This is a genomic window from Geothrix edaphica, from assembly GCF_030268045.1.
GTDB classification, from domain to species: domain Bacteria; phylum Acidobacteriota; class Holophagae; order Holophagales; family Holophagaceae; genus Geothrix; species Geothrix edaphica.
Genome location: NZ_BSDC01000003.1, coordinates 15,085 through 32,815 on the forward strand (window position 1 = coordinate 15,085; position 17,731 = coordinate 32,815).

Annotated in this window: 11 protein-coding genes; 6 read left to right on the top strand and 5 right to left on the bottom strand. The window is 65.5% G+C overall.

Translation table 11 applies throughout. The features are described 5' to 3' along the window. Positions 1–6 precede the first annotated feature (6 nt). Together QSJ30_RS10895 and QSJ30_RS10900 are read left to right on the top strand one after the other, a co-directional pair. The gene (locus tag QSJ30_RS10895; protein WP_285609140.1) at positions 7–621 is read left to right on the top strand and encodes a PilX N-terminal domain-containing pilus assembly protein; all 615 of its coding nucleotides are present in this window, start codon (positions 7–9) and stop codon (positions 619–621) included. Positions 622–635: 14 nt separating this feature from the next. After that, the gene (locus tag QSJ30_RS10900; protein ID WP_285609142.1) at positions 636–5,315 is read left to right on the top strand and encodes a pilus assembly protein; all 4,680 of its coding nucleotides are present in this window, start codon (positions 636–638) and stop codon (positions 5,313–5,315) included. Positions 5,316–5,360: 45 nt separating this feature from the next. On the opposite strand, the gene priA is transcribed toward QSJ30_RS10900, so the two are convergent. Both priA and QSJ30_RS10910 read right to left on the bottom strand, forming a co-directional pair. After that, a complete protein-coding gene (gene priA, locus QSJ30_RS10905; RefSeq protein ID WP_285609143.1) occupies positions 5,361–7,631 on the bottom strand; it encodes a replication restart helicase PriA in 2,271 nt (756 codons plus the stop codon). Beyond that, positions 7,628–8,851, bottom strand: coding sequence for a hypothetical protein (locus tag QSJ30_RS10910; protein WP_285609145.1), 1,224 nt, complete (start codon positions 8,849–8,851; stop codon positions 7,628–7,630). Before QSJ30_RS10910 ends, priA begins: the two co-directional genes overlap by 4 nt. A gap of 14 nt (positions 8,852–8,865) precedes the next feature. On the opposite strand from QSJ30_RS10910, the gene tsaD reads away from it, so the two are divergent. Continuing rightward, entirely contained in the window at positions 8,866–9,909 is a 1,044-nt protein-coding gene (gene tsaD, locus QSJ30_RS10915; RefSeq protein WP_285609147.1) for a tRNA (adenosine(37)-N6)-threonylcarbamoyltransferase complex transferase subunit TsaD, read from the top strand. 1 nt (position 9,910) lies between these two features. Beyond that, positions 9,911–10,195: an Asp-tRNA(Asn)/Glu-tRNA(Gln) amidotransferase subunit GatC gene (gatC, locus tag QSJ30_RS10920; protein WP_285609149.1), complete on the top strand. Its 285-nt coding sequence runs from the start codon at positions 9,911–9,913 to the stop codon at positions 10,193–10,195. Between the two features lie 55 nt (positions 10,196–10,250). On the opposite strand, the gene QSJ30_RS10925 is transcribed toward gatC, so the two are convergent. After that, positions 10,251–12,998: a TonB-dependent receptor gene (locus QSJ30_RS10925; RefSeq protein WP_285609151.1), complete on the bottom strand. Its 2,748-nt coding sequence runs from the start codon at positions 12,996–12,998 to the stop codon at positions 10,251–10,253. A 206-nt stretch (positions 12,999–13,204) separates the two neighbouring features. Next, a complete protein-coding gene (locus QSJ30_RS10930; RefSeq protein WP_285609153.1) occupies positions 13,205–13,792 on the bottom strand; it encodes a hypothetical protein in 588 nt (195 codons plus the stop codon). 69 nt (positions 13,793–13,861) lie between these two features. Between QSJ30_RS10930 and QSJ30_RS10935 the strand changes: the two genes are divergently transcribed. Together QSJ30_RS10935 and QSJ30_RS10940 are read left to right on the top strand one after the other, a co-directional pair. Further along, positions 13,862–14,983, top strand: coding sequence for an anhydro-N-acetylmuramic acid kinase (locus tag QSJ30_RS10935; RefSeq protein ID WP_285609155.1), 1,122 nt, complete (start codon positions 13,862–13,864; stop codon positions 14,981–14,983). Next, positions 14,980–16,932 (top strand): transglutaminase TgpA family protein, encoded by a 1,953-nt coding sequence (locus tag QSJ30_RS10940; protein WP_285609157.1) that lies wholly within the window; start codon positions 14,980–14,982, stop codon positions 16,930–16,932. The genes QSJ30_RS10935 and QSJ30_RS10940 overlap by 4 nt, the downstream gene beginning before the upstream one ends. Here QSJ30_RS10940 and QSJ30_RS10945 read toward each other — a convergent pair. Then, complete coding sequence (locus tag QSJ30_RS10945) at positions 16,919–17,692, bottom strand: slipin family protein (RefSeq protein WP_285609159.1); 774 nt, start codon at positions 17,690–17,692, stop codon at positions 16,919–16,921. The genes QSJ30_RS10940 and QSJ30_RS10945 overlap by 14 nt on opposite strands. Between the last annotated feature and the right edge of the window lie 39 nt (positions 17,693–17,731).

Genomic DNA, 17,731 nt, shown 5'->3' on the forward strand with positions numbered 1-17,731 from the left:
AAACCTATGATCCAGCATCGAGCCAACCACCAGCGCGAATCAGGGGGCATCACCATCATCCTTGCCCTTATTTTGCTCACCACGGTCACCGTGGCGGCTTTCGGCTTAGGCCGTACCTCCCTGCGGGAAATCATGATCACCGGCAACGAGTCCACCGGACGTAAGGCATTTGAAACGGCGGACTCCGGGCTCGACTGGGTGATCACCTGGGGCAGCCCTTACGCCACCACCACCACAGGGTCCGCTGCAGCTACCCTCCATGCCCAGATGTCTGGCCTCATCAGCGCCATTGATACCGTCGATGCACGCACTGCCAGCTACATGGATCCAGATACTGGAACCATGCGCGTTCATCTCGACTCGGCCACGATTGGCGACGCCCTTACCCCTTCCCGTGCAGATTGGCTCCAGTTCACAAAGGGTGCCACCGAAGTTGTCCCTGCCTTCGACTTGGAAGTGCGCTACCTCGGTCCCAATGAACTTGCAAACACGGGTCGCGGGGCGCTCATCAAGAGCAATCGCAGCCTGTGGCTCGTCCGATCCACCGGGCGCGCCAACATCGGCACCACGGGGCAAAGCTTTGTTTCCCGCCGCGAAGCAATTGTCGAATACATCAACTAACTGGAGAATCCGCCATGAACATGCGCTCCGCTCTCCATCGCGGCCTCCGAGGCATCTTGGTCGCCTTCCTGTTTGTCCCGTTTGCCCAGGCTCAAATCGAGCCTCAGCTCATGACCAAGACCGATCTGCTCGATGTCTATCAGGCAGATGCCGGCCATCCCCAGTTGGTCACCGTGCTCGACTTCACCACGGGAAGCCGGGCCGTCTTCGAACCTGGGAAATACCTTACCCAACCCACCCGCACCGGTTGGTTGGGGGGGGTCCAGTCCTTTGGTGATCCCATCGGCCTAGGTGCGGCAGGCATTACGGACGGCAAGGATTACGGGTTCATTTTTGTCATGAAGTCCGGCACTCACGAGGTCTACCTCCAACGTTGGCCTAATTCGAAGCAAATTTACGGCACCACCGCGGGTGTTCCCTACGTGGGTGTTCCCTACGATTTCCGGTCCTCCTTCGTCGGGACCCCCGTCACGGACACAGATCCCGCTGTGGCCATCCCGAAGATCACTCATGTCCGCTTCACCATTAACGGCCGCAGCGTGGACCTTCCCTGCCCAAGCCGACTGTTCGACAGCCCCTACACCTTCACCTCGAAGGATGCCTACACCCTCGGCACCTCCACCAATGTTTCGAAACACGCGAATGGCACGGTCATCTACGACAAATGGTCAGATTCCCACCCGACCCTCACGGACGATGACCCCGCCCTGGCCCTTGCCCTTAACGGAACAGTCCTTACTGGTTACACCGCCATCGGGAATTTTTTCTACACTTACGACTACCTCAGCTGGATCTTTGGAGCAACACAGGTCCGGAATGCCGATGGCACAGGCGTGGTTAACGCCCCCACAAGTGGGGTCTACGCCTCTCCAAGGGGATATGCCGTCCCGGACACAACTGAAAATGTCAGCTACCCGACAGGACTGGCATTGACTTATGACACAAATGGAAAAGTCGTCAGCGGCACTGTTCAGACCTCTGTTGGTAGCGCAGAAGGTTGGAAGAATGGCCTACCTGTCATGACCCGCTACCAATCGGAAAAAGTGGCGGGGATCAACGTATTCCTCAACATCGGGTCAGACAGCAATGTCGATTGGATCTACCGTTTCCTTGATCCCTATGTGGACAATGCTTTGGGTTCCGAAGAAGGCGGCTCTTCCAACTCCGCCGGCATCCCGGCCAATCCGAACCAGAGCGCCATCTGGAATGACGCGACCAGGGGCAACCGGAAATTCGTCCGCAAATTGCTGAGCGCCGACCTCGCCAGCAATGACACGGCCCTCCAGAAAATGGGGCCCAGCGGATGGTTCAGCATCGGAACAACGGTCAAGGTTAGGGGAGTAGATGTAACCACCTACGACGCCATGGACCTCTTCAACTTTGGAGGTCGCAGCAACCCTGACCCCCGCACACCCCAGCCTTGGGCTTATGCCTTGGCCAACACTTACTACCGGGCCACCGTCGAGAAGAACAGCAGCATCTTTACTGCGGGCTCTAACGCTTGCCCTGGAAAAGCCTATGTTCTTATATTCCCGACGTTGGGGGTCACGGATTCCTACGGGACCGCGAGTGTTCCCCTCACTACGACGAATGTTAACCAAGCCGCAGCGGCGGCTTACATCACCTACACGGAGCACGGCAACAAGTATCTGATGGGCGGGTCTTACCTGGCGATGCCCACCGCCTCCTCCCTCCTCCCAGGGACGGAGTTTTTCCATCCGCAAGCCCTCGCCAGCGTCGCTGCCTACCAGGATGGTTCCGCTAACAGCGGGCCTTGGGGTGCAGCCTGGGAAGTGAACCCGGCCACCACTCGTGGGCCTTCCAATCCAGGCACACAAACGATGGTGATCAGCCTAGGCATCCCAGGGTCCTACAAGCTGAAAGCTGGAAACAATGCCCGCAACCCTGAGGAGGCCTATTTCCGCATCGCCCAGGCCTCTGACCCTTCCAGAACGGATCTGGGTTATGGAAAATGGCAGAGTGCAAACGGCAGACCTGATGATGCTTCCGTCCTGGACGGAGGGAAGGTCTACTACTACTACTCCACGGATCCCGCTGCCCTGGAAAAGAATTGGGATGACGTGCTCCAAAAGATCGTGGCTGGTTCAGCTTCCCTGTCCGCCCCTGCCACCCCATCAACTGGCGCCCGTACTACCACCCAGGCTTACTTTGGGATTTTTAAAACCAGCCGCACCCCTGTCTGGTCGGGCAACCTCTATTCGGTCGGCATCAAACGCGTCATCGACCCAACGACCAAGAAGGAAGTCTTTTCCTTCTATGGAAACACGGGTGAGAGCACCATTGGTTGCGTCCCCCTATTTGACACCGACGGCAATCCAATCCTGGATGCAAGCGGCAAACCTGTGACTCAATGTGGCCTCAATAATTTTGATGATCACCATCTCTGGTCCGCATTCGACATCTTTGGCAATTACCTGGCGACCGAACTCCCCGCAGGCACCACAGTCCATACTGAAAACGTCCTTGGATCTCCCAAACTTTGGAGCAACCGAACGATCTTCACCCTGCTGCCAGGTTCCACCCCCACCAAGGTATCGTTCGAGTCGAATTACACCAGCCCAGACAGTGATCCCTTGATCAGTGCACTCCGAACAACCTTTGCGGGCCTCTTCCCGGCTGGTACCTCGGACACGGACAAGAACACGGCCATCAATGGATTCATCGACTTCTATAGGGGCAAAAACATCACCGACCCGTCGAAGAATCGTATTGGCATCTTCGGAGACATCATCAACTCGGCACCTCTGGCGGTGGAGCTCAGTAGTGACAACCTTCCTTCCGGCGTTGCTTGGCCATCCACGGCGATCATTAATAGCAGCCCGGTCTCAACGAAAGACCCACACGTTCGCCTCCTTCTGGTGGGCACGAATGGGGGAATGCTTCATTGCTTCGTCGAGCAAGCCTATGCCCTTCCCACCGCAGACCCGACGTTCGATCAGGTCACGGCCAAAGCAAATGAATTATGGGCCTTTGTGCCCCCAGACATGCTCAGCACCATGTTCAGCATCTACTTGAACCGCGGTGTAAAGGACGCCTTCAAACATCGCTACTTGGTGGACGGAGATCCCTCCCTCTTCCACGAGGATAAAGCTCCCACGGGACAAATCCTGGGCGACACCCGAGTCAGCGCCAACGAGGACGCCATCGTTGTCTTCGGAATGCGGAAGGGCGCCCGGAGCTACTACGCGTTGGGATTGACGTCTTCTTCTGATAGCGCCGTCCAACCCGATGCGCCAAAAATCCTCTGGATCCTGGATCCCCAAAAGGCCTCGTCTTCGGATCAGGTCAAAAAAATGGGTATGAGTACTGCTGTCCCAACTTTCGCCTACGTCAGCACGGACGGCACGGTGGCAACCAGAAAAGCCGCTGTTTTCCTGTCTGGTGGCTATGCCAACGCCCAGGTGAACAGCGGTTACCTCGCCAGTGGCACAATCACCAATGGTGAAGGCATGGGTCGCTCCATCATTGCCCTCCAGGTAAAGGATGGCAGTGTTCTCAAGTCGTGGGACTGGTCTAGCAGCGCGTCTGTTGGTGCTATTCCTGCCGGCGTGACGCCAGTCGCCATTTTCCAGAACTCCGATCTCATTCAGAGAATATATTTTGCTGACATGAACGGTAATGTCATGGCCCTGAATGGAGACCCAACCCAGACCAACATCGTTGCTGGAACTGGTGTCACCAACGCCACGGCCCCTGGGTTCAGGGTAGATTCCAGCGACATAACCAAGTGGCTCTCAGGAACAAATTCGCCGCGTTTCATCTACAAGAACTCCGCATTCCGCTTTACAACCCGCCCCGATGCTTTCCGGCTTAGTGGAAATTATCCCGTGCCCATCGTGGATCCGACTGGGGGGACTAATCCGACCATCAAACCAATCACTGTGATGGTTTCCATTGGATCTGGCGATTGGAACAACCCAGCTGATATGAGCGAGACCTATACTGGAAATACTACCGTCCAGCCACCCTCAACCAACCGCATGTTCGTCTTCGCTGATCGCCAGGACAGCGCCAACCTCGACGGGGGGAACCGGGATACAAACGGCATCCTAGATTCGAATCTCCAAGAAATCACCGACAACACGAAAAACCTCCCATCTCCTCCAGGAGTAAACAACTCCACCAACTGGGTCACCACCTATAGTTCAAGCAAGGTTACGCCCGGCAGCAGCGACTATATTTTTAAGTTAAAATCCGGTTATTACTACTCACTACTTGATGGCACGCTTCCTAAGGCCGTCGGAGGCAAAACCCACGATAAGTTGTTGGTCAGTCCGCTCACCAAGGAAGGGACCATTTTCTTCTCCCTTTTCAACATCAATGGAAATAGTGGATTTGGTTGTGCCTCCAATGCCTTCACTCGTACCTTCCGCGAGTGCGACATTCTTCGCCCCCTTGCCATTGCAACCGAAGTAAATGCGCCTTCGACGGTGAGCGACATCAGCTCTGTGGATAAGGGACAAGACAGTTGCACCGGACTTGCCTTCTTCTTCAACTCTTTGAGCAGCCAACTGGCAGATGCAGGCGATCGGGTCGTACAGGGTGGAGCGGTCAGTTCCAAAACTGGTTCCTTCGACCAACAGACGGGTGCCAACACTCCTGATATTAAGTTCGTCAAGGACTCTGATATCAACCGCGGATTCAAATTGCGCACTTGGCGCGTCATTCGCTGAAGCACCTGATTTGTCATAGAAAGGGCCCCTTCGGGGGCCCTTTTTTCATCCGAACTGGATGGGGTCCCGGTCCAGGCTGATGGGACCGGCGGGAGCCAGCGGGTGGCGGGCGAGGACTTCGCCGAGGGCTCCCCGGGGTCCCTTGAGCAGCAGGTGCATGCGCCAGCGGTCCCGCACGCGGGGCACGGGCGCCTCCAGGGGACCGAGCACCCGCAGACCCGGGACGGACAGGCGCTGCCGGAACCCCTCCAGGGCCTCCCGGGCCTCCTTCAGCGTGTCGGCCTCGGCACGGTAGAGGGTGAGGGCCGTGAACGGCGGATAGCCCAGGCCCTCGCGGAAGGGCAGCTCCGAGGCCGCGAAGCCTTCGAAGTCCTGGGCCAGGGCAAAGGTGATGGCGGGGTGCTCCGGTGAGTAGGTCTGGAGGATCACGCGACCCGGCAGCTCCGCACGCCCGGCCCGGCCCGCCACCTGGGTGAGCAGCTGGAAGGTGCGCTCCGAGGCCCGGAAATCGGCCACCTTCAGGCCCTGGTCCGCGTTGAGCACACCCACGAGGGTGAGCTTCGGGAAGGTGTGGCCCTTGGCCAGCATCTGGGTGCCCACCAGGATGTCCACTTCCCCGGCCTCGGCGGCCAGCAGGCCGGCTTCAAAGGAGCCGCGGCGACGGGTGGTGTCCCGATCCAGGCGCAGGATGCGGGCGCTGGGGAAGACCTGCTTCAAGTGCTCCTCCACTTGCTCCGTGCCTTCGCCGACCCCCCGCAGGTGCTCGGCTCCGCAGTCGGGGCAGGCTTCCGGCGGCACAGTCTCGTGGCCGCAGAGGTGGCAGCGCAGGCGGAAGTCACCCCGGTGGTAGGTGAGCGAGATGGCACAGTGCGGGCAGCCCAGCGTCTTGCCGCAGGCCCGGCACATCCAGAAGTTCTCGTAGCCCCGGCGGTTCAACAGCAGGAGCGACTGCTCCCCCTTCTCCAGCACGTCCACCAGGGCCTGCATCAGCGGCGGCGCCAGGATCACCTTCCGGCGCAACTGCCGGTAGGCGTCCCGGAGATCCACGATCTCCACAGTGGGCAGGGTGATCCCCGCGGGGCGCTGCTTCAGCTGGAGCAGCTGGTAGCGGCCGGCCTGGGCCGCCTGCCAGCTCTCCAGGCTGGGCGTCGCGCTGCCCAGGAGGATGGGGCAGCCTTCAAGCTGGGCCCGCTTGATGGCCAGGTCCCGGGCGTGGATGCGGGGATGTTCCTCGGACTTGTACGAGCCCTCGTGCTCCTCGTCCACGATGATGAGGCCGATGTCGCGCAGCGGGGCCAGCACGGCATTCCGGACGCCCACGAAAAGATCCGCGCCATTGAAGAGCAGGCGTACGACATCACCATGCTTCTCGCCGGCGTTGAGACCCGCGTGACCCACGGCGATGCGGCCGGGGAAGCGGGCCTCCAAGCGGTCCAGGAGCCGCGCGGTGAGGCCGATTTCCGGCACCAGCCACAGCACGCGCCGCCCCTGGGCCAGCACCCGCTCCGCCAGGGCGAGGTAGACCTCCGTTTTCCCGGACCCCGTCACGCCGTGCAGCAGGTGGACACCGAAGGTCCCGAGCGCCACGGCCTCCAGGGCGGTCCGCTGCTCCTCGTTGAGGACCACCGTGCGGTCCAGGCCGGCCTCCCGCCGCTGACCCAGCAGGTCCACCCGCTTCATCCGCTCGATGAGCCCCCGCTTCTCCAGAGTGCCCAGCACCGAGGCCCCGACGCCCGCCGCCTCCAGGAGCTCCGGCTCCATCATGGCCCCGCCCCCATCCTCCAGGGCCAGCAGCACCTTGGCCTGGGAGGGTGTCACCCGGGGGGGATGGGGCGCGCCGGTGAGCCGGACCTCCGTAAAGCCGGCGCCACGAAGGAGGGGCCGGTGGAGGAGCGTGGGGAGGAGGGAGGGATCCCGGTGCCAGGCCTCGCCCAGGTCCGCGAGAACTCCCCAGGCCCCGCGCTCGCGGTGGAAGGACAGCCGCTGCCCGTCCTCGTCCGCCTCCCAGTGGGGCAGCAGGGCCTGGGGCAGGCTCAAGGGCAGCAGGTGGGCCTCCAGACAGCCGTAGTAGCGGGCCGCGAAGGCCTGCAGCTCCCGCAGCTTCGGCGGCAGCAGAGGGAAGGGATCCAGCACCGCCTCGATGGGCCGGAGCTTGGCCGCGGGCGGGGCTGGGTCGGGCCCCATGGCCAGTCCCACCGCCAGGCTGTTCCGCACCTTCACCCGCACCCGCACCCCCGCGGGCAGGCCCTCCGGCGCCAGGTAGGTGAGCGGCGGAAGCGGGCGGTTGAGCTGGATGCGGGTGGGGACGAGGCTCATCGGCCCTTCACGGCGAGAGCGCCCCAGCGGGCCGCGAGATCGGGGCGGTTCAGCCGCGTGGCAAGGTCCCGGGCCTTTCCCGGAAGGCCAGGCCAACCCACCACCTCAGCCGCTTCGCTCAGCATCTGATCGGCGGCCCCGATGTCTCCCTGGGAAACCTGGGCCTCCAGCAAGGGATCCAGCCAATCCCAGGACAAGGCGTTGCTGCCCCATTCCATCTGCCCGTCCATGACGGCATCCCGGAGGCCGCTCCAACGGGGTTCCAGCACCTCCCGGACCGTCGTCCAGTCGCTCCGGGATTTCGCGTCCTTCAGGTATTCCTCGAAAATGCCCTGTGGCGGCCATAACCCCGGCGGCGTTCCGGGCAAGACTGGAATGGTCGCGAGCAGGGGCTGGAGAGGCCACCCGCCGCACTTCTGGGAGGCGGCAATCCAGAGCTGCCAGGTCGTGAAGCTCTCCGGCGACCGGCGAAGCGTCTCCTCCAGGGTCGCTTTGTGGCGCACCAGCACCGCGATCATGGACGGAGACTGCTCCGCCGCGGAACTCCGCAGCCGCGGGCTGAACAGAAATCCCAGGGACCCATCGGGAGAGCCGATGGCCTCCCGAAGGATGAGGTCCAGCTGCTGGGCCGCCGCAGCCCAGATTTTCAGGTCCACCTCGGGATCCAGCGGCTTCACGGGGGCCGGCTCGGATGGCGCCGGTTTGGATCCGGGGAGGCTCAGGGCCTTCTGCGTCCGCCGGGTTGCCACAACCAGGTATTCCCGGCACAGCGCCGCCCGCGCGTCCAGGCGGTCCGGGTTCTGCCGGAGGAAAGCCTCCAGTTCCTGCGCCCGGGAAGAGGGTCCAGCCTGCTCCACGGCCCGGCCCAGAGCCCCCGGCATGGGAGTCTCGGCCCCCTCGGCCTTCACGCGGCCCTTCGCGTCCACCAGGGCCCAGTGGGCTCCCTTCGCCCAGCCGAAGCGCTCCCGGAGGACCGGGGCCAGGGCATCGGCCTTCTTGCCCCCCGCCACCACCTTCAGCGGCAGGTTCAGCAGGATCATTGGCTCCTCGTCCAGGCCGGACCGCATGGCCGCGCCCCAGGCTGCGCCCTCGTCCTCCAGCACCAGCCAGGTGCCGAACCGGTTGCGCTTCAGTTCCCGGTTGAAGGCATCGGCGGGGGAGGCTGGTGGGCGCTGGGCCATCAGAATGGCCGGCAGCAGCAACAGCATCAGACTGCGCATGAGGTAGGCTCCAGGTGCCAAGTTACACTATCCGGATGCTGGTCCTGGGCCTGGAATCCTCCTGCGACGACTGCTCCGCCGCCGTGGTGGAGGAAACGCCCTCTGGACCGGTGCTCAGGTCCCTGGTGCGCGAGAGCCAGGACGCCATCCACGGCCCCTTTGGAGGCGTGGTGCCCGAGCTGGCGGCCCGGGAGCACCTCCTCCAGGTGCGCTCGGTCATGGCCGGGGCCCTGGCCCAGGCCGGAGTCGGGCTGGACGAGCTCGACCGCCTCGCCGTCACCCGCGGCCCCGGGCTGGTGGGCAGCCTGCTGGCCACCTTCAGCGCCAGCAAGGCCGTGGCTTGGCGGGAAGGCCTGCCCTGGGTGGGTGTCCACCATCTGCTCGGCCACCTGAACGCCGCCCGGTTCGCCGCGCCGGACCTGCCCTTCCCGGCCCTGGTGCTGCTGGTCTCCGGAGGACACACCCATCTCTACCTGGCCAGGGACTGGACCTCGCTCCAGCTGCTGCAGAAGACCCGAGACGATGCGGCGGGCGAGGCCTTCGACAAGACCGCCCGCATGCTCAACCTGGGCTACCCCGGCGGCCCGGTCGTGGACACCTGCGCCCAGGCCGCGCCCCGCGCCGCGGAGCCCTTCACGCCGCCGAAGTTCCGCGACGGCAAGGCCTCCTGGAGTTTCTCCGGCCTGAAGACCGGTGTGAAACTGCGGGTGGAGCGGAACCCCCGCCTGGCCGGGGCGGGGGCCGCGGATCCTGAGGTGCAGGCCCTCTGCCGCAGCCTGCAGGAAGCCATCTCCACCTGGCTGCTGAAACCGGTTCCGGACCTGGCCCGGGAACACGGGGCGCGAAGCCTGGTGATCAGTGGCGGCGTGGCCTGCAACTCGCGGTTGCGGAGCGACGCCGCGGCCCTGGCAGCCCGGGAGGGCCTCACCCTGGCCATCCCCGAGCCGCGCCTCTGCACCGACAACGGCGCCATGATCGCCGCGGCGGGCGCCCTGCTGCCGACGGATGCGGAGCCCTGGATCCAGAACGCCGACGCGGACCTCAAACTCGGAGCCTGACATGGACGTGACCCGCGAGGATGTGCTGCGTTGTGCCGCCCTGGCCCACCTGAGCCTGCGGGAGGACGAGGTCGAGCCCATGCGCCTGGCCATGGCGCGCATGCTCACCCACGCGGCCAGCCTGGACGGACTGGCCCTGGACCAGGTGGAACCCATGCTCACGGGTCTGGATCGCCCTCTGCCCCGCCGGGAGGATGAGCCGCATGACACCTTCACCCAGGCCCAGGCTCTGGCCAATGCGCCAGAGCAGGACCGGGGCCACTTCGTCGTCCCCAAAGTGCTATGACCAACAGGGTAAGCGGCCCCTGCAGGGGCCGCTTACCGTTGAACCACAACTGAGGTCAGAAACTATAGCGAACTCCCAAGCGGACGGACCGCGGAGCCTGGAAAGAGAAGGGACTCTTGTAGTTCTCGTTCGTCTGGCCCACATCGGCTTGGGCGAAGTTGTAACGTTGGTCGATGACCGTAGCGGTCTGGGAGTCCAGCAGGTTGGTGATCTCCGCCACGAAGCGCAGGCGCTGCTTGTTCGGTAGTTGCATGGTGTAGGCCACGTTCACGTCGAGGCGCGTATTGTCGGGAGTGCGGCCTTCGGTGCCCCGAGGGACGAGGAACAGTTCATAGCGTCCGTAGCCGTCGTGGTAGCCCAGCCGGCTGATGGGGGTGCCCGTCTGGTAGGTGATGGAGGCGCCGGCGGTGAGCCCGAAATCCCATTCGTAGGAACCGTTCGCCTTGACCTGGTGGGTACGGTCGCCGCTGAGGCGGCCGTAGCTATTGGTGATGAACTCGGGCAGGTCGAAGGCGCTGTTGATGTTGGGATCCAGCTGGCCCGTGCCGTCCACGCCGCCGATGCCCTGGTAGGCGCCCTCGTAGTTGCCCTTGAGCTGACTCCAGAGGTAGCTGAACTGCCAGGTGTAGTGGTCCGCGAGCTTACGCTGGGCCGTCAGTTCCACGCCCGTGAAGTCGCGCACGGCCTTGGGGTAGGTCACGCCCGCCGGGGAGCTGACGCCGGGGTTCATGATGAAGTAGTCCCCCAGGGGGGAGTTCACGTCCAGGCCGTCCTCGATGGCCCGGCCCAGGTAGCGGCGGATGTATTTGGCCCCCAGGACGTAGAGGTTCCGGAATGTGGACTCCGCGCCGAGGATGATCTCGTCCGTGTACGAGCCCTTGAGGTTGCCGTCCACAGGCTCGACGTAGGAACCAACGATCGACGAGGTCGATCCGGCGGCGGCCTCAGCGGCGGGATCCGGCGCGTAGCTGGTGGGGCTGTAGTTGTAGGTGGTGGGATTCCGCTCCACGCTGAAGGAGCGGATCACCAGATCCAGGGGCAGCTGCTCGAAGTAGCGAGAGAAGCTGGCGTAGACCTTGTCCTGGCCCTTCCCTCGGAAGTCGTAGATGATCCCCAGACGCGGCGCCCACTCGTTCTTGAGCGAGATCACCTTGGCGCCGAACTGGTCCTTGATGTCCGTCTGGTCCGTGCGAACGCCCAGGTTCACGGTCAGCGTGGGCATCACGGTCCACTTGTCCTGGATGAAAAAAGCCTGGCTCTCGTGCTTGGGCTTCGACGCGAAGACGATGCTGGGGGCATCGAAGGTCGGTGTCAGCTGACCCGCGGCGGTGGTCCACCAGTAATGGGAGTATATCTTTGACGTGGCGGTTCCCAGGCCGTCATTGAACAGGAGCGTCACCAGCTGACCCCCGGTGTAGCTGCGGTGGATGTCCGCCTTGTCGTACTGGAGGTCGAAGCCGGCCTTCACCTCGTGCGCGCCGAGGAAGCCCGTGAGGGAGCCGGCGATGTTGTCGCGGGTGAACTTCTTGTCATCCCAGCGCCCGAAGCCACCGCTCTGGGCGCCCCCGCCCGCTTGGTCCACCAACTGCGTCTGGCTTCCGCCCAGACCGGGGAGGATGGAACTGGTCTGCTGGTGCCGGCTCACCTGGATCTGGCCGAACCAGCGCTCGCCGGTGACCTCGTACCGCAGGCTCAGGTCCGTGCCGCCCACCTTGTTCTCGCCATCCCAGGTGCCGACGCTGCCTTGGGGCGACTTTACAGCGCCGGTGATGGTCTCGGGATCACCGACGATGGAGGCGATGAGGCTCTGGCTGTCGGTCACGCGCCAGGTGAGCTTGGCCGCGAAGAGGTCGCGCTTGGAGTTCTGGGGGGCCTTCTGGCCGGCTTCGGGGCCGATGCGGATGCCGTAGGTCTGGTCCTCCTTGCGGCGGTCATAGGCGATGAAGTACCAGAGCCTGTCTTTGATGACCGCCCCGCCCACGTCGAAGCCCAGTTCCAGGGTCTTGTCCTCGAGGACCAGCGGCTTGGACAGGTTGCCGTCATTTTGGTGCTTGTTGCCGGTCTTGAGGAAGGCCCCTTCCGAGTAGACGAACACATCCCCGGTGAAGTCGTTGCCGCCGGACTTCGTGATCACGTTGATGATGCCGCCCATGGCCTTGCCGTACTCGGCTTCGTAGCCGCCGGTCTTCACCTGGAATTCCTGGATGAACTCCATGGGCACCTTCTTACCCTTGGTGCCGAACTCCACATCTGTGGCGTTGATGCCGTCCACCACGAAGTTGTTCTCCGCGCCCGTGGCGCCGTAGACCTTGAAGCCAGCGTTGTCCTGGCTGACGCCGGGGGCCAGCAGGGCGATGTTCGCGAAGTCGCGTGAAACGTTCAGCTTCGCCAGGGTGTCAGAGGTGTAGTTCGCCCCCGATGTGGTGGCCTTCATATCCATCGTTGTGGTCGCGTCGGTCACCTCCACCGTCGCCGTGGCCACGGGATTCATGGTCAGGTCCACCGAGGAGGTGCGGTCCAGGCCGATCTGGAGCTGGGACTTCGCGGTGTTGAGACCCTCCTTGGTCGCGGTGATGACGCACGGGCCCGGTGGCAGCAGGCCGAACCGGTAGGACCCGGTCTCGTCCGTGACGGCCGTGCGCCCGCCCTGCATGCCGGCGCCGCTCAGGACCACCCGGGCCCCGGCCACGGGCCGCCCCTTGGTGTCCAGGACACGCCCCTGCAGGGACCCCGTGGTCTGGGCCGACAGGATCGCCCCGGCAGCGAGAAGCAGAGTCAGATAGCGCATGCGACGGCAGGCCATGGCCGCTCCAAATGGAATGGCCACCACCAGATGGCCAGGATCAGAAAGAAAGTGGCTTCATAGTGGACATTTGAATGTCCATATCAAGGAAAATCTCCAAAAGCCTCATTCACGATACAAATGTCGCCATTTTTACGGGTAGACGTATCCTCCTGATCCAGAAAGGGATCAACAGAATCTCCTGCCGGGATTTCAGCGGCCGGAAACTACCAGTCTCCGCCGGAGTCCCCGCCACCGGAATCGCCACCGCCCCAGTCCCCGCCACCGGAATCACCCCAGTCGCCGGAACCGGAACTGGATTCGCCCCAATCGCTGGAGGAGCCGTCGGAGGATCCGCCGCCCCAGCCGTCGCCGTTGTTCTGCCCATCGTGGTGATGGCCGCCGCCCATCATGCTGCCGATCATCATGCCCGTGAGCAGGCCACCCATGCCGCCGCCGGGCTGGCCGTAGCCACCCTGCTGCATGGGGACCGAGCCCTGCATCGGCGCGTCCATTCCTAGGCGCCGGCGCGCGGAGGGAGGGAGCTCCTCGTCCTTGAGGGTCTGCACGCCCACGAGGGCCCCGCAGTAACCGCAGGTCCACTTCACCGCCCGCAGGCCATCCCAGTCCTGCTTCATCTTGTCGCCCGTGGCTCCACAGGCGGGGCACTTGGGATAGGGACAGGGGAAGGTGTACGCCTCCAGCGGCCCCGTGGGCAGGGCACGGCGCGAAGCGCCCAGCTGTTCCGCGCGGTCCTTCTTCCCGCGCAGGACGAAGAAGAGCACGATGCCGACGATGAGGATGATCCAGAACATGGGGAACCCCCGGGGGCATCCAGAGTACCCGCAATCCGGTCTCCTGCACTTGCTGGCATGATCAGCAGCATGCGCTTCCGCATCCCGCTCCCGGAGGACCGTCCCTGGCGTGTGCTGGGCCTCATGTCCGGCACCAGCGCGGATGGCGTGGATGTCGTGGCCGTGGAGGTGGACCCCACCGGGTTTCCGGATGCGCGACCCTTCCGCGCCCTACTCGGCCACCACGCCGCGCCCTACCCCGAGGCCCTGAAGGCGGCGGTCCTGGCGGCCGCCTCGAACCGCCTGGATCCCGCGGGACTCTGTGTCCTCCAGCGGCGCCTGGGGGACCACCACGCCCACGCCGCGGCGGAACTCTGCGCAACCCTGGGGCTGCAGCCCGACCTGGCCTCCCTCCACGGCCAGACTGTCCAGCACCACCCCGCCGAGGGTGCCAGCCTCCAGCTGGCGGATCCCTACGTGCTGGCCGAGGTCCTGGGCTGCCCGGTGGTGTGGGACCTCCGCCGCCGCGACCTGGCCCTGGGCGGCCAGGGCGCGCCCCTGGTGCCCCTGCCCGAGCGCTGGCTGCGCGGAGCAGAGCCCTGGCTGGCCCTGAACCTCGGTGGCATCGCGAACCTGGCGTACTGGGATGGTTCCCGCCTGCAGGCCTGGGACACGGGCCCGGGCATGTCGCTCCTGGATCTGGCCGCCCGGCGCTGGCTGGGGCAGGCCTTCGATCCCGGCGGTGCCGCGGCCTCGGGCCGCGTCCACAGCGACCTGCTGGAACGCTGGATGCAACACCCCTACTTCCGGCAGGCGCCGCCGAAATCCACGGGCCGGGAAGTGTTCGGCGAGGCCTGGCTCGAAGCGCAGGCTGGCACGCTGGAGACCCTTGCCCTGCCGGATCGGCTGGCCGCCCTGGCGGCCTTCAGCGCCGAGGCCGTGGCCCGCGAGGCCGCCCGCCTCGATCCCCTGGCCCCGGGCACCCATGGCCTGGTGAGCGGTGGCGGGGCCCAGCACCGGCGCCTCCGTACCGAACTCGCCACGCGCCTGCCGCTCCCCCTGGAAGACGACACCGCCTTCCCGGCCGGCGCCCGGGAGGCCGTGAGCTGGGCCCTGCTCGGCGCCGCCAGCGCCCTCGGCCTGCCGGGGAACCTCCCCGAGGTGACCGGCGCCGCGCGCCCCGTGGCCCTCGGGAGCTGGGTCTGGCCGTGAGGTGGGCGCGCTGGATCGACCACCTGCCCCTCTGGGTGGCCTACGGAGCGGCGATCTCCACGGGCATCTACGAGCCCGGGGAGCTGGCGATCATGGCCCTGCCCCTGGTGGGGGCCGCCATGGTGGAGGCTCTGCGCTGGGATCTGGGCCGGCATCACCGCTGGCTGGAGGTCGGCGCCCTCGCCTTCTTCCTGGCCGATCTCGCCCGGGGGCACGGCATCTTCCCCGTAGCCATCCACACCCTCTTCCTGCTGGCGGGACTGAGGCTGGTCCTGCCCCGGGAGCTGCCCCAGCGCCGCCAGCTGGTGCTCATGGGCTTCCTGCTCTTCCTTACCACCGCCGTGAGCACCACCGATCTGGTGTTCCTGCTCTGGGCCCTGCTCTGGCTGGGATCGGCGGCGGCGGCCCTGCTCCAGCAGAGCTGGGAGGCCTCCGCCAGCCTCCGCCGGGGCACGCCTTCCCGCCCCCCGTTCGGGCGCATCCCGGCCTGGATGGGGGCGACGCTGGTGCTGGGCGTGGGGTTCTTCCTGATCCTGCCACGCCTCAACGCCGGCTTCCGGCCCAGAGGCTTCCTGGGCACCACCGCCCTGGCCGCCCGGGCGGGCTTCGGCGACCAGATGGATCTCGCCAGCGGCGGCCCCATCGAGCCGAATCCCGAAGTGGTCCTGCGGATCGCTCCGCCCCCGGGGACGGACCCGGCGACGCTGCCCGGCCTGGACCTGCTGCGCGGCGTGGCCCTCGAGACCGTCCAGGGGATGCGCTGGAGCACCTCTGACCTGACGCCGCCCGTCCTCCGCGGCCCGCGCCAGGGTTCCGGAACTCGGCGCGCGGAATTCCTGTTCTATCCCAGCGCCCAGGGCATCCTGACGTTGCCCTACGGAACCACGGGTGTGGAGCCGAACGCGCCCCTGCGCCGGGGCGGCGGCGGCAGCCTCCGCTGGCAGTTCCCCCGGACCCGCCCCGTCCCCCTGGAAGTGACCTGGAGCGCCGGGGGCCCTGACCCCTCGGAGCCCTGGCTGTCCCCCCGGAGGCTCGGGCATCTCCTGGAGCTGGGACCAGAGCACGAGGCGGCCCGGCGCTGGAGCCTCCGCCTGGCCCCGGGGATCCTGGCCACGCCGGAGCTGGCCCACGTGCTGGAGCGGGACTTGCGGAGGTTCCGGTACACCCTGGACAACCCCTCGGGCCGCGCGGCGAATCCCCTGGAGGACTTCCTGGAGCGCACCCAGGCCGGTCACTGCGAGTATTTCGCCTCGGCCATGGCGCTGATGCTCCGGGCCCGCGGCGTGCCCGCCCGGGTGGTGAACGGCTTCCGCCTGGGCCCCTGGATCCCCGAGGGCGGCTACTTCCGGGTGAGCCAGGACCAGGCCCACAGCTGGGTGGAGTACTGGGACCAGGGTGGCTGGCACGTGGCGGATCCCACCCCGGCGGGCGCCGGCCAGGGCCCGCACGGAGCGCCTCTCGACCTCGGCATCCTCACCCGCTGGCTCGACAACCTGCGCTACCAGTGGGACCGCCATGTGGTGCGCTTCTCGGACCAGGACCAGGTCGCCGGTCTCTCCTGGCTCCAGGCCCGGCTCCAGGGCTGGGAGTGGCGGTGGAAGGCGCCGCCGGCCGGCCTCTCCTGGGGACTCGCCCTGCTGGTCGCAGGCTGGATCGCCTGGCGCACCCGCGCGCTCTGGCGGCCCGTCGCGCCCGGGCCCGGGAGCATCCGCGCCCTGCGCCCCCTCCTGGCCCGGACCCGGCGGGTGGCGGCCCCGCAGGCGGGCGAGACGGCCCGGGCCTGGCTGCTGCGACTGGGCACGCTGAGGCCGGAGAGGGTGGGCGACCTGCTGCGGCTCGCGGAGGCCGTGGAGGCCGAGGCCTATGCCGGTCGAGACAGCGCAGCCTCCGCCCTGGCGAAAGCGGAGGCCGCAGTGTGGCGGGGTTGGAGGCCCCCTACTTCTCCGTGAGCTTCTCGAAGGCCTTCATGATCTCCATGGGCAGCGGGAAGACGATGGTGCTGTTCTTCTCCACGGCGATCTCGGTGAGGGTCTGCAGGTAGCGCATCTGGATGGCCGTGGGGTTCTGGCTGATCTTGTTGGCGGCCTCCAGCAGCTGCTGGCTGGCCATGAGCTCGCCCTCGGCGGCGATGATCTTGGCCCGCTTCTCGCGCTCGGCCTCGGCCTGCTTGCCCATGGCGCGCTGGATCTGCTCGGGCAGGTCCACGCTCTTCAGTTCGACGCTGCTCACTTCCACGCCCCAGGGCTCGGTGGAACGGTCGATGATCTCCCGCAGGCGGGCGCTGAGCTTCTCGCGGTCCGCCAGCAGCTCGTCCAGACTCACTTCGCCCAGGATGGAGCGCAGGGTGGTCTGAGCGATCTGGCTGGTGGCGTAGTAGTAGTTCTCGACGCCGATGATGGCCTGCTTGGGATCCAGCACCCGCGAGTAGACGACGGCGCTCACCTTCAGGCTCACGTTGTCACGGGTGATCACGTCCTGGCTGGGGACTTCCAGCACCGTCGTGCGCAGGCTCACGGTGATGGCCGTCTGGAAGGGCCGCCACACGAAGCAGAGGCCCGGGCCCTTGGGCTTGTCTTCCACCTTGCCCAGGGTGAAGACCACCAGCCGCTCGTACTCGTTCACGACCTTGAGGCAGGCGAAGAGGTAGATGATCAGGAAGATCGCGATCGGGCCGAAGCAGCCGAAGGAGGAGGCGAGCAGGGTGTCCATGGAGGATCTCCGGAGGGTTGACCCATCATGCCACCAGTG

Coding starts and splice junctions, on each gene's coding strand:
- QSJ30_RS10895 (WP_285609140.1), top strand. CDS start 7: ATGATCCAGCATCGAGCCAACCACCAGCGCGAATCAGGGGGCATCACC.
- QSJ30_RS10900 (WP_285609142.1), top strand. CDS start 636: ATGAACATGCGCTCCGCTCTCCATCGCGGCCTCCGAGGCATCTTGGTC.
- priA (WP_285609143.1), bottom strand. CDS start 7,631: ATGAGCCTCGTCCCCACCCGCATCCAGCTCAACCGCCCGCTTCCGCCG.
- QSJ30_RS10910 (WP_285609145.1), bottom strand. CDS start 8,851: ATGCGCAGTCTGATGCTGTTGCTGCTGCCGGCCATTCTGATGGCCCAG.
- gatC (WP_285609149.1), top strand. CDS start 9,911: ATGGACGTGACCCGCGAGGATGTGCTGCGTTGTGCCGCCCTGGCCCAC.
- QSJ30_RS10925 (WP_285609151.1), bottom strand. CDS start 12,998: ATGGCCTGCCGTCGCATGCGCTATCTGACTCTGCTTCTCGCTGCCGGG.
- QSJ30_RS10930 (WP_285609153.1), bottom strand. CDS start 13,792: ATGTTCTGGATCATCCTCATCGTCGGCATCGTGCTCTTCTTCGTCCTG.
- QSJ30_RS10935 (WP_285609155.1), top strand. CDS start 13,862: ATGCGCTTCCGCATCCCGCTCCCGGAGGACCGTCCCTGGCGTGTGCTG.
- QSJ30_RS10945 (WP_285609159.1), bottom strand. CDS start 17,692: ATGGACACCCTGCTCGCCTCCTCCTTCGGCTGCTTCGGCCCGATCGCG.